Here is a 12,828-nt window from a genome sequence, read left to right as displayed (position 1 = left end):
GAATAAATGAAACGTATTTTTCTCGCTTTCTCTGCGGCGGCCATTTTGTATGGCCCTGCTACTGCGCTGGCTCAGGCTAAGCTTGTAGAAAAAGTAACGCAGAAAGGAAAAGAAGTAACCATTCCGTATGAAGAGTATAAACTTCCGAATGGACTCACCCTGCTCATTCATGAAGATCACTCAGATCCTATCGTACATGTGGATGTAACCTATCACGTAGGTTCTGCACGCGAAGAAATCGGCAAATCCGGTTTCGCCCACTTCTTTGAACATATGATGTTTCAGGGCTCCGATCACGTTGCCGATGAACAGCATTTTAAAATAATCACCGAGGCAGGTGGCACACTCAATGGTTCTACTAACCGCGATCGTACCAACTATTTCGAAACAGTACCAAGTAATCAGCTGGAAAAAATGTTGTGGCTTGAAGCCGATCGTATGGGCTTTTTGCTGGATGCGGTAACGCAGCAAAAATTCGAAGTACAACGTGCTACGGTTAAAAACGAACGTGGTCAGAACTACGACAACCGTCCTTACGGTCTGGTAAGTGAAGTAGCCGCAAAAAATCTGTATCCTTACGGACATCCATATTCATGGCTCACCATCGGTTATGTAGAAGATCTGAACCGTGTGAATGTAGACGATCTTAAAAACTTCTTCCTGCGTTGGTACGGACCAAACAACGCTGTGCTCACGGTGGGCGGCGATGTAAATCCGAAAGACGTTGTAAAGCTGGCAGAGAAATACTTTGGCCCGATTCCGAAAGGTCCGGATGTACAGCCAGTCAAAATGGCGTTGCCAGTGCTCAACAGCGACCGTTATATTTCCATGACAGATAATTATGCGAAGCTGCCGATGCTCCGCGTCGTATATCCAACACCGCCGCGTTTTGATAAGGATGAAGCTGCGTTGGATTGTCTGGCAGAAATCCTCGGACAAGGCAACAACTCTATCTTTTACAAAAACTTTGTAAAAGGTCAGAAAGCAGTGAATGCAAATTCGTATAACAGCGCAACAGAGCTTTCCGGTGAGTTTACCATGTCTGTTGTTCCTTATCCGGGTCAGAAACTCAGCGATATGGAGCAAATGATTAAAGCTTCGCTGGATGAATTTGAAAAACGTGGTGTGACTGACGATGATATCAATAAATTCCGCAGTCAGCAGGAAGCTGAAGGAGTTTACGGACTGGAAAGCGTATCTGGTAAAGTATCTCAACTTGCAGCGTTCTACACATTTACCGGCAATCCGAACTATATCGGTAATGAATTGAAGCGTTATACATCCGTTACTAAAGAAGATGTGATGCGCGTTTACAATAAATACATCAAGGGCAAACATGCTGTTTATGTAAGCGTGATGACCAAGCAGGATGCGAACAATAAGGCAGCCGCAGATAACTATACAGTAGACACTACAGGTTACAAGGCGCCAGACTATGGTTATGCACATCTGAAATACACCAAGCCAACCGACAAGTTCGATCGTAATGTAGTGCCGCCGGCAGGCGCTAATCCTGTGGTGAATGTACCTTCATTATGGAAGAAACAATTGCCAGGCAACGTAAATGTGATCGGTACGCAGACTAATGAAATTCCGGTGGTGAATATCTCTATGGAATTCAAAGGTGGCCGTATGCTTGAAGCCGGCGATCTGTCAAAAGCAGGTCTGGCTAATATGTTTGCTGAAATGATGAGTGAGGATACCAAAAAATATTCCGCCGAAGCATTCGCAACTGAACTGGAAAAACTGGGCAGCAGTATCGATGTATCCGCCGACCGCGATAATATCAGTGTAAATGTTCGTTCGCTGAAGAAGAATCTCGACAAAACGATGGCGCTGCTCGAAGAACGTTTACTGAATTCGAAATTTACAGAAGAAGCATTCGCGACAAACAAAAAGCGCCTTAGCGAAAGTGCGAAAAATTCATTGAACCAGCCGGTTAATGTGGCCAACAATATATTTAATCTGGTCAACTACGGTTCTTCAAGTGTGCTGGGTCAGCCTTCTCACGGTTCCGAACAAACAATCGGCAATATCACTCTTGCAGATGTTCAGAATTATTATGACAAAGATTTCTCCCGCAAAAATGCAACGATTGTTGTAGTGGGCGATGTCTCGGAGTCTGAAATTACCGGTAAACTGGGCTTCCTGAACCAGATGAAAGATGCAGATATTGCAATCCCTGTATTGCCTGCTGCACCAGCTGTTGCACAAACAAAAATCTATTTCGTAAACGTACCGAATGCCGCGCAAACTGAATTCCGCGTGGGCTATGTGACGAATATGAAATACGATGCACTGGGCGATTATTATAAATCCACCATCATGAACTATCCGTTGGGTGGTGCATTCAATAGCCGTCTTAATCTGGATCTGCGTGAAGACAAAGGTTGGACTTACGGTGCACGTTCTTACTTTGATGGTGATAAATACACTGGTTCATTCGCGTTTAGCGCTGGTATTCGTGCAAGCGCGACAGACAGTGCGCTGGCAGACGTATTGCACATTATGAAAGAATATAAGGCAAAAGGTATTACTGGCGAAGAACTGGCGTTTACACAAAAATCAATCGGCCAGAGCGATGCACGCAAATACGAAACAGGCTTCCAGAAAGCTGCGTTTCTTGCGCGCGTTCAGGAATACAACTTGCCAACTGATTATTCGAAACAACAAAATACTTTGCTGGGTAACATCTCCGCAAACGATGTAAATACGCTGGCGCTTAAAAACCTGCCAGACCTCGATAAGATGAACATCGTACTTGTAGGTGATAAAGCTAAAGTATGGGATGGTTTACAAAAACTCGGCTACCAGATCGTAGAGCTGGACCGCGAAGGAAAACCAGTACAGAATTAATCCACAGCGCCTAAAAGGGCGCGGCCATAAAATGAAGAATCCGGCGAAAGCCGGATTTTTTATTTTTCGTTGATACGTTGAAATGTTGACACGCCCGCTATTTAGCGCATTTATCACATTCCACACATTTAATCACATCCAGTTACCGCATCCCCATATTGGCGCTAACCCTCTGTTAATTCCCGCGCAATATTTGTCCTTGCTTGGTGTTCGTACTTATTTCTGAAAAGTTCTGTTTTATAAATGCGTGGCATCGAAAGAAAATGCTGCAAAACCTTTTGCCGGCCCGGTTTATAAACGATGTCGGGATAGATGCGATACTCCTTCCGTATTTGCGAAGCGTAACTTCTATACGTCTCCGGATCTTTTCCAAGAATAGCTAAATCGGCATCGGTAAATAAATTGGTATCGTTGTTGTCACTGAGCTCATGCGATTTCGTAGCCAGAATCTGCTCCTTGCAGTCTGTAACAACGGAGGATGGGAAATGTAATTCAGACATACGTTCTACTGCAATCAGCGCACTTTGCTCTTCATTATCCTGCTGCAACGTATTGTACACGATATCGTGATAAAACACACTGAACAAAACGGTATCCCATTTATCAATTTCTTCTTTGTAATCATCCAGCTCTGTAATGAGACCAGATAGATGCGTCAACGTATGATAATAGCGTTTTGGCGCAGAATAAGCGAGTTCAATTTCCTTCCAGCGTCTGTCAATCATTTGCAGATCGTTGGTATAACGTTGCATCAGCGAAGTGAAAATTTCTTTCAGCATAAGAAAAAGAGATATTACAAGTTAGTAATAATTCTGAACCGTTGTATTAGCAGTTATCGGAATGGCTGCGTTACTCAGCTGAAGCTGTTTATCCAGCAAATCTTTTTGCGCTTCCATCCGTACATCGTAATTCCAGTCGGCAAACAGGTTATGAAATTCTATTGTTTTCTGAATAGCCTCCGAATTAAAAGAACTGGCCGCAAGATATTTATAGTGCGTATCCTGCAACGCTTCCAGTGTGGTGGGAATCGGTAATATCTTCAAGCTGTCCACCGTTTTTAAAACACTAGCAGCGTGCAACACTTTCACCTTAAAAGCGATCATTTTACTTTCCATATTGCTGGCCAGTATTGCTGCCTGTTCCTTGGTATTGTCTTTATAAAATGTTTCGAGCAATGCCACCATTTCATTGATAAAATTCAGATTATCGAGCGATAGGCGAAGCACCGTAAAGTATTGTATGTAGCAGTTCCGCAGCCAGATGCCGCGATCGGCGCTAATTGCAGAAGCTTTTTGATAATAGTAATGATACACCGTTTCGTCGGCAGTCAATTGTTCCTTTTTCAATTGCTTGAGCAACTGTTCCAATTTCGTTTTGATCAACGCAGCATTTTCGCGATTATATTTTTCTCCATCAAAATCGAAATTTCGGATGTCCGATTTTTTATCGCTTACAATTTCCAGTGCGGCAATATCTTCCTGCGTGGCAATAATTTTATTGAGCAGATCTTTTGTGTCGCGGATATAGGTTTCAATATCGGTAATGCTTGCAGCGTTTACCCGCGCAGGATCAAACTCGCAGAGGTTACGGTTATTGTAGTAGCCGTTGTACGCAGCGTTGTAGTTATACTTCTCACGTGTTTGTCTCAGATCGTTTTCAAAGGCAAAGTCGCCGCCTATTTGCACTTCATCTGGTTGGTGGAAATGAACATCCTGGTAAATCTGATTGGTCATCGTTTCTTCCAATCTAGTAACACTTCTAAACAAAACCGTTGCCGGTGTGTCTACGACGGTACCGATAATATCTAATCTGCTGAGTGCTTCCTCGCGTTGGTGGCGTGTAGGGTGTGATGCCCATTGGTTATTGATCACTACGCGATTGAATTTCTGATACACATTTGTCTCTGTATCGTTAAAAACCGGAAGACCGTTTTTGAGTGGTAACAATGATTCGTTTGCCAGCGTTGCAGCAACTAATCGTTGTTGCGTATAGGCGTTCTGGCCACGTCGGTTTTCTTTAAGCCACACATTGTATTTGTCGATTACGATACTGTAACAGGCACCTGCAAAATCAATCCGGCGCAATGCATGGATGGCATTATTACTACCGCTCACTTTGGCCGAGATAGCATCCGCATGAAATTCCATTTCACGCGAAAGACCGAGGTAGTTCTTATTGATTACATGATAAGCACGTTGCAAAATCCATTGGATAGCCTGTACAACTTTCACGGTGATTCTGGCGCATAATGCAAATATCTGATGCATATTCGCCCATTTCTGTAAAGCAGAGCTATAGCTGCTGTTTTCGTACAGCATGTTGTAAATTACCTTGTTTACTTGATACACATAGCTGCCCGCTTTCATGCTCTTTTGGGAGAAATGCCCGAATTCGTGTGCCAGCACGGCTTTGAACTCGCTTAAATTAAGCATGTTTGCCAGCCCCATACCGATAGTAAGATTTTTCCGCACCGGGAAAAACAGACTTCTGAAGTTAGAATCATAGGAGACAAATGCATTTACCTCTTGCGTGAAATAGATATGTTTTGGAAAGGTTGTGCCTACATCTTCACTTACCTTACGCACAAAAGCAAACAATTCCGGATATTCATCTTCGGTTGCTTCTATTTTGTTGCTGTGATCTTCTTTTTTTGAGGCGAAGAGAAATTTTATCAGAAAAAAGCAGATCATTACGCCAATACCCATCAGGCCTATGCCTAACAGAATAACCCAGATGTTATGAACATAATATATAAGCGACCCTCCGGCAAATGCAAAACAAAAGCCGATCAGAATGCCGAGCGTCAGTAAAATGAGATAGAGAAAAACAAAAGCAACGATACTGCCGACTACCGTGGCTACGTTTTTTTTGAAACTAAGACTTGGTGCGATCATGTCGTCCGACACTCCCGAAGGTGCGGCCGGGTAGGTATATGATTCCAATGTTGAGAATTTTAGAAAAATTGCACAACAAATATAAGCTGTTCGACATGTTAGCAGCGCGCATGTCGAACAACAGATAAAGCGGATTTCTAATCCGCTTCTCAATTATCTAATTGGCTTATATCGGTCCAGTATGTCGGGTAGTAAATCTATATTCAGCTCGAGCGCACCCATCCTTGTGCCATAATGTTCTGCGCAACTGCTATTTACATAATCTTCTTCTTTGTCGACAATTCCGGCTCGCACCGGATTCATATGGATATAGTTGAGTTTAGTGTTGAAAAACGATTGTGTGAGAATCTCTTCGCCATGATATCCTTCTTCCCAAAAACAAACGCCATTATCTTTTTTGAATAGCCATAATAACCAGCGTTTCCGGCTTTCTTTTGGATTTGCTTCTGTCGATTGAACAATTTGTCTGGAGGTAAATTTTTTTAGGTCTCGAATTATGTCGCTAAGTTCATCTTGGGTGCTACTCACGATGAGATGAATATGGTTGGACATGATCACCCATGCATAAACTTTTAAGCCTTTTCTTTTTTGACAAAATCGTATACTATCGAGTAAGATTGCGATATAATCCGTTCTCGTAAATATGTCTACCCATTGGTGAACGGTGCATGTAATAAAATGCATCCCGTATTGATTTTTGATTGTATAGGAGTATCCCATGAGTTGTCGTTGGTTTCGGGGATCGGAGATCCCATGTTATCAGTTTTTCGACATGCGCTACGCTAACATGTCAAACAGCATAGATGTTTAGCAGCGCGTATGTCGAACAACCTAAATTTCAACAGGATTAACCTTAATTGTTCAGGACCAACAGCAGAATAATAGTTACTACCAGCAGCGTCGATATCAGTATCAATGGTAAAACGGCTTTGTTTTTGATTTGGTCTTCTTGCGTGTTATCAGATTTTTTCATTGCTATATTCTTTCGGGGGTAAAAATTGCATTATGACAGAGGTCCGCCGGTCCCACGCATGTTGATTTTGCGCTTCGACAGCGGAAAGAAAACAGGATTTTAATCCACGGTGTTTTGCGGACTAGTTATGGCCGTTCGATAGATCGAATAAGGCGTGCAGCGTACAGGTTTTGGGGAGAGTTGCGGTGCGATGAAAAAAGAAAAGGCTGGATTTTTATTACCAGCCTTTAAAGGACTTATTTGTCGGGTAGACTAAAGGAAACACAGATACAGCGTAGTGGCGGTGAGCAGGCAGCCCATCAAAACCATACTTACGATCGCAAGTGTTTTGCTCTGTTGTTGTTGTTCTTCAAGTAATTCTTTCATAAAATATCACTTTTTTCCAGGTCACTAAATCAGTTTATCATCTACTGTAAATCAATTTGCGTGCCAAAAGGGTTAATACCTGAAAATAAAATAAAAAGCGATTCCTTGTATACTGTAAAACAGTATTTTAAACGGAATAATTTTAAAATATTTTACCATAGTTCTATTTTAAAAGATAATCATATCGATAGGTAGTAGTTCTATTTATAATATCTTGATTTTCTACTGCCTTTTAGTGATAAAAATGGATACGATCGCCTACATTCGTAATAATAATCATCATTATATGTCACAGGGAGACTTTATTCATGTGCCTTATGGAAAGGCCGTTTACGGAGAAGCCGAAATTGAAGCGGTAATGCACGTATTGCGCACTTCCACGCAGATGGGCAAACACGTTCGCGCCATGGAAGAAAGAGTAGCAAAGCTTTACGATAAAAAATACGGGGTGATGGTAAATTCCGGCTCATCTGCGCTCTACCTGGCTGCTGAGCTCATGAATCTCAACGAGGGAGATGAAGTGATTACGCCCGCTCTTACTTTTTCAACGACAGTTGCGCCACAGGTGCGAAAAGGATGGGTGCCGGCATTTGTAGATTGTGAAGAAGGTACCTACAATATTGATGCAAATAAAGTGGAGGAAATGATTACGCCAAAGACCAAAGCGATGATCATTCCCAACCTGTTAGGTAATTTGCCCGACTGGAAAATATTGCGTGAGATAGCCAATAAACATAACCTGCTGTTGCTGGAAGATAGTGCTGATACCCTCGGCGCCGAGATCGGAGGCGCATCTTCAGGTCGCTTTACCGATATGAGCACGACTTCATTCTATGGATCGCACATTATTAATTGCGCTGGTAATGGTGGCATGCTTTGTGTGAATACTGAAGCTTTGTACGATCGCGGGCGCTTATTGCGCAGCTGGGGGCGCAGTTCTTCTTTATTTGTAGAAAGTGAAAAAATAGAAAATCGCTTCAATGTGGAAGTGGACGGTATTCCATACGATGCCAAATTTGTTTTTGAAGAGCCCGGATTTAATATAGAGCCTGCCGAACTTGGTGCTGCTTTTGGTTTGGTGCAGTTGGATGATCTTGCTGCAAATATTGATGCACGGACTGCCAACTCTAATCGTATGCGAGAATTTTTCGGTGAATGGGAAGATATTTTCATTTTGCCCAAACAGCTGCCAGACTCACGTACGGGCTGGCTTGCATTCGCGGTCACGATCCGCGAATCTGCGCCTTTTATTCGTCGGGATATGCAGCTATTCCTCGAAAAAAGAAACATCCAGACGCGCACGGTATTTACCGGAAACATTCTGCGTCAGCCGGGTTTTAAAAATATTGTCCATAAAGCAGCGAAAGGCGGTTATCCGGAATCTGATAAAGTCATGCGCGGCGGCATGTTACTGGCTTGTCACCACGGATTAAACGAAGCACAACTGGCGCATGTAATGGAAAGTGTGCACTTGTTTATGAAGCAATACGTATAAAGTGTAGCTTTGCCGAAAATACAACGGGTCCATCCTTTGTAGGTGGGCCTTTTTTAATTGATTGAACTGATGTTTGACCTCATACTTCTTCCCTTGTTTTTTGCCTGGCGCAATAGTATACGTGCACGTATGAAAGGCCAGAATGGCTTTGTTTGGGGATTTATTACCTTCCTGATTTTCGAGGCCTTTGAAATGATTGGCTTTACAATCTCTGTCTTAGGTTTTTATCATGTGCCGCCAACCAAGGACGCACTTTCTGCTTTCGTCTCTAATCCGCCAATGGCATCTAGTCTGTTTGTTTTATTCTGTGGTCTTGGCGGTTATCTGCTGATCCGTTTTATCCTGGATAGAATGAGTGGGAAAAGAGTAAACAACGGTCAGCAGGAATAATTTAAAAAAAATAAAAATTTTCTAAAGGGTTGGAATACAGTGGACCAACGTTAGTCGTCTTTGCGGGTAATGCTGTCTACAGTAATGTTTGGCCCGAAATTTGATTTTAGAGATGACAATAAATTAAGTCATCTTTATACATAGGAAAATGTTAGAAATTTTTATTGTTGATTACCTCTTGCACATTGTTGGCGCTGATGCGAAAAAAAAGGGATTGAGTGTAAGCCGTTGGAAAGCTTATACTTTATTTACCTGGATTGGGCTAGAATTAGCAGGGATCTGTATGTCCCTGTTTTTATTTGGTGAATTGACTGTTGCAGGTCTTTTGATCGCTTATTTATTGCCAATTCTGGGCAATGTTTTGCTTCGTCAAAATCTTAAAAAGTATCCAGACCTTCTGGAGGATAATCTGTTTGGTCCTGATTCTTTGGAGTTGCTTCCGATTATTGTGTATTGATTTTTTAGGAAGAGAATTTGAAAAAACACCCAGACGCTATGGATGATTGGATTAATCAGAGTGGAACAGACTCGGTAGCTCCGTTACTTATGGTTGAAAAATAGAAAAAGAAAGGCTGGTTAAACAACCAGCCTTTTTCATGTGTATATCAATAAAAAAACGAGTTATATCAGCCTCTTTTAGCTTCCCCTCCTTCGATGCCGCCCAGAAATGGTCAAGGGGGAATTGGTCATTCATCATTCAAAAGAATTACCAGCCCAGAATCGATTTCAGTTTCGTCATGCCTGTTTTGCTCACCGTGACTTTTGCACCGCACTGCAGCAATGCGATATGACTGTCCTTTTCATAAGGTTCGATGCGAACCAGCTGGCTCACGGGAATCAAATAAGAGCGGTGAACACGTACAAAGTGTTGCGGATCGAGTGATTGCTCAATATGGCCGAGCGTACTTTTCTTCAGAAAGCTACCGTCTTTCGTTACGATCTTCACATAGTCGTCGTTGGCTTCCACATAATAAATATCATTCGCAGGAATGATGCGGATCAGGCCATTGTCTTTTACTACAATGCGGTGCTGATAACCTTCATACACTTTTTCCTGCATCAGCTCCTGCAGCTGTGGTTGTTGCTTGCTTGCTGCCTGCGCCAACCATTTCTGGATCGCTTTATCAAAGCGTTCGCGGGTAATTGGCTTCAGCAAATAATCGATTGCATGCGCTTCAAAAGCTTTCAGTGCATATTCGTCAAAAGCAGTTGTAAAGATTACAGACGGTGGGTTGTCGAGCAGTTCGAGCATCTCAAAGCCGTTTACACGGGGCATTTGCACGTCGAGAAAAATAAGATCCGGATTATGTTGCTGAATCATTTTGAAGCCGTCGAAACCGTCTGCACATTCCGCAACAACATTAAATTGATTGTATGGCTGTAATAATGATTTTACCAATTGGCGTGCCAGTGGCTCATCATCTATGAGAATTACGTTGTACATGCTATTGCGGTATTTTTAAAATAGTCGTAAAAAGTCCGTCTTCCTGCAATGTCTCAAGCAGGTCAGCGCGGGCATATAAAAGATAAAGTCGGCGACGAATGCCTTCTAGTCCAAAACCAGTACCGGATGGCGGCCGCATATGTTCATCAAATGGGTTGACGATATGTATTTCCAGCATCGAATCTTCATAACCGATGTACAATAAGATTTTTACGGTTCCTGTTTTTCCGTACAAACCAAATTTAATAGCATTTTCCAGAACGGGTTGCAAGAGGAACGGTGGGATACTTGCGTCATCTGTATAGTCCTTTTTGATTTCTACCTGCAGCCTGTCGCCAAAGCGGATGGTTTCAATAGAAAGATAAGCTTCAATATATTCGAGTTCTTCGGTAATAGGTATTTTTTCGTTTGCCTCGCGGCGTACAGAACTGCGCAGAAAATCCGACAACTTGCCGATCATTTCCTGGGCTTTATCTGGTTGTATCATGATCAGAGCATTTATGGAGTTAAGACTGTTATATAGAAAGTGTGGTTGCAATTGTTGACGAAGCTTAAATAATTCAGCTTCGCGATGAAGCGTTTCTGCGTCGGAGTGTTGTTGGTAATCGGCCTCAATTTTTGCCATTTTTTTCTGCATGGCTGAGAGTGAAGCAATCCATCCGAAACAAACCAGACAAATGAAAAAGCGCATCAGCGTGGTATGCGCCAGCCAGTCGCGGTAGAGCGGGTTGTCGCCGAGCCACCATTTGAGGATACCAATATCAAACAGGCATGTGATTCCCGCGAGGGCTACCGCCATAAAGAACGCATAGCCTTGAGTGCCTACGCGCGTGGGGTAGGCGTTGATGGCCATTAAAAGTCCCCAGCTTCCGAGCGACATCAGCAAAACGCTGATACCAGCGTCGCCGATTGCTTCTTCGAGATCCACACCTACGGCGTGTCGCAGTACTACTTTAATGACGCCTGCGGCGAAGATGAGGATGATTAATATTACCCAGCGTATATTTTTATCGAATACAGACAAGATTTTTGGTTGATAAAGTGATGAATGTTTTTGATTTTATTCAGCCCATACAGGCGCCGCCAGCGGCTCTACTTCTTTCACTTCAGAGAACAACAGACTACCGTTGTCCAGGTCAATTTCACGCAGGTCTTTTACCGCTATCAGTTTCCAGAAAATAGTGCGACCATGGCGGTCTACAAAAGTTGTTTCTTCTTCCTGTGCAATGCGGCGCGCTTCCTGCAGTGCTTCTTTTTCGCTTTGGGCGAATATCAATCGCCATTGTTGTTCATATTGTTCCGTAACAATTCCCTGGCATTCTATTTTATAAATAATCTGTGCAGCAAAAGTTTTCATCTGTTGTAGCTTTTAAAATGAGTAAGAGAAATGGTAATTGGAATGGTTAGTATTCAGGTAACAAAAATTGGTCCGTTTAGAAATTTCATAGTGACAGGGAAATGTTTTGTTTGTGATTGGGTGGAAACGGTACTGCTAACTAGTATGATTTGATTTCTACGCTGCCGAAAGAAACGGAACCGCGAATGATCAGTGTTTTCTTTTCGTCGCCGGGACTGGCTGTGCGCATCATGCGCTGGTCTTCGATGCTGCCGAATGATGGCTGTGCTTCAATGACGATTTCCCAGTGCGAAGGAACGATTAGTTCTACGCCGCCGAAGGCCACTTTAAAGTCGAGTACCATTGGTTGCACCGTGCTGTCGGCCTGCATCAGGTTTACTTCTACGCCCCCGAATGTTGTGCTGATAACACCGCCGGTGAATTCTTTAGAGGTTACAATTTCTTTTCTTCCACCAAAAGTCACATCAATATTGAGTTTGCTGTCTGCCGTCGTATTGAACGTCGGACCGAATTTTTCTCCGGGCAGACAGCGTTGGCGCTTTGGGCGGAGAGCGATCATTAAACCTGCTATGATAATAGCCATCGGCCAGATTAATTGGCTGGAAGGATGACCGAGAATAGTGAATTGTGGTGTCAGGTTGGCAACGCCGATCAGGATAAGAATCCACCAGGCGTGATTATGAAAACGGCTTTTGATACCAATGAGTCCGCCGATCAGGATCAGGATGAGCGGCCAGGTAAGGTGGAAGCTGATAAAAATAAGTCCGAGTTGTTTCAGCAATAAAAGCGTACCGATAACGGCCACCCCTATACCGAAAATTACTTTGTCTCCTCTGTGGCGGTTGTGATCGCGAAAATGATTGCGTCGCATAATTAATTATTTTAAAAAGTTTGTTGTTTCTGATTGATGATGTAAAAATAGAATGAGTTTCCAGCCCGCTAAATAGCGAATAGGTAAAAAATGGGGAGTTGTCGGTGAATGGCCCTCTTTGGTAGGTTAATTAATTTGTCGGAATGTGACTGATGAGTGGAATGTGCTAATGTGGGGAAATG

Annotated in this window: 11 protein-coding genes; 4 read left to right on the top strand and 7 right to left on the bottom strand. The window is 42.9% G+C overall.

The genetic code is table 11. The features are described from left to right. The first annotated feature begins 6 nt into the window (after positions 1–6). Positions 7–2,856 (top strand): M16 family metallopeptidase, encoded by a 2,850-nt coding sequence (locus DN068_RS18680; protein WP_111000465.1) that lies wholly within the window; start codon positions 7–9, stop codon positions 2,854–2,856. 164 nt (positions 2,857–3,020) lie between these two features. On the opposite strand, the gene DN068_RS18675 is transcribed toward DN068_RS18680, so the two are convergent. The 3 genes from DN068_RS18675 to DN068_RS18665 all read right to left on the bottom strand — a co-directional run bounded on the left by DN068_RS18675 (position 3,021) and on the right by DN068_RS18665 (position 6,470). Next, complete coding sequence (locus tag DN068_RS18675; RefSeq protein WP_111000464.1) at positions 3,021–3,635, bottom strand: HD domain-containing protein; 615 nt, start codon at positions 3,633–3,635, stop codon at positions 3,021–3,023. A 21-nt stretch (positions 3,636–3,656) separates the two neighbouring features. Beyond that, positions 3,657–5,798, bottom strand: coding sequence for a M48 family metallopeptidase (locus DN068_RS18670; protein ID WP_111000463.1), 2,142 nt, complete (start codon positions 5,796–5,798; stop codon positions 3,657–3,659). A 105-nt stretch (positions 5,799–5,903) separates the two neighbouring features. After that, positions 5,904–6,470 carry an REP-associated tyrosine transposase gene (locus tag DN068_RS18665; protein ID WP_111000462.1) on the bottom strand — a complete coding sequence of 189 codons (567 nt, stop codon included), beginning with the start codon at positions 6,468–6,470 and terminating at the stop codon, positions 5,904–5,906. Positions 6,471–7,333: 863 nt separating this feature from the next. Here DN068_RS18665 and DN068_RS18660 point away from each other — a divergent pair. From DN068_RS18660 to DN068_RS18650, 3 genes are all read left to right on the top strand, one after another. Then, entirely contained in the window at positions 7,334–8,584 is a 1,251-nt protein-coding gene (locus DN068_RS18660; RefSeq protein WP_207799028.1) for a DegT/DnrJ/EryC1/StrS family aminotransferase, read from the top strand. A gap of 69 nt (positions 8,585–8,653) precedes the next feature. Beyond that, the gene (locus DN068_RS18655) at positions 8,654–8,974 is read left to right on the top strand and encodes a hypothetical protein (protein WP_111000461.1); all 321 of its coding nucleotides are present in this window, start codon (positions 8,654–8,656) and stop codon (positions 8,972–8,974) included. 148 nt (positions 8,975–9,122) lie between these two features. After that, the gene (locus DN068_RS18650; protein ID WP_111000460.1) at positions 9,123–9,431 is read left to right on the top strand and encodes a hypothetical protein; all 309 of its coding nucleotides are present in this window, start codon (positions 9,123–9,125) and stop codon (positions 9,429–9,431) included. 249 nt (positions 9,432–9,680) lie between these two features. On the opposite strand, the gene DN068_RS18645 is transcribed toward DN068_RS18650, so the two are convergent. The 4 genes from DN068_RS18645 to DN068_RS18630 form a co-directional block, all read right to left on the bottom strand. Further along, a complete protein-coding gene (locus DN068_RS18645) occupies positions 9,681–10,418 on the bottom strand; it encodes a LytR/AlgR family response regulator transcription factor (RefSeq protein WP_111000459.1) in 738 nt (245 codons plus the stop codon). A gap of 1 nt (position 10,419) precedes the next feature. Further along, positions 10,420–11,442: a sensor histidine kinase gene (locus DN068_RS18640; protein WP_111000458.1), complete on the bottom strand. Its 1,023-nt coding sequence runs from the start codon at positions 11,440–11,442 to the stop codon at positions 10,420–10,422. Positions 11,443–11,478: 36 nt separating this feature from the next. Continuing rightward, complete coding sequence (locus DN068_RS18635; protein WP_111000457.1) at positions 11,479–11,775, bottom strand: DUF4288 domain-containing protein; 297 nt, start codon at positions 11,773–11,775, stop codon at positions 11,479–11,481. A 139-nt stretch (positions 11,776–11,914) separates the two neighbouring features. Beyond that, positions 11,915–12,646, bottom strand: a complete 732-nt coding sequence (locus DN068_RS18630; RefSeq protein ID WP_111000456.1) for a LiaF transmembrane domain-containing protein — start codon at positions 12,644–12,646, stop codon at positions 11,915–11,917. Positions 12,647–12,828: the final 182 nt, after the last annotated feature.

Source organism: Taibaiella soli, assembly GCF_003236175.1.
Classification (GTDB): Bacteria; Bacteroidota; Bacteroidia; order Chitinophagales; family Chitinophagaceae; genus QKTW01.
This window is presented reverse-complemented; position numbering and strand designations above follow the sequence as displayed.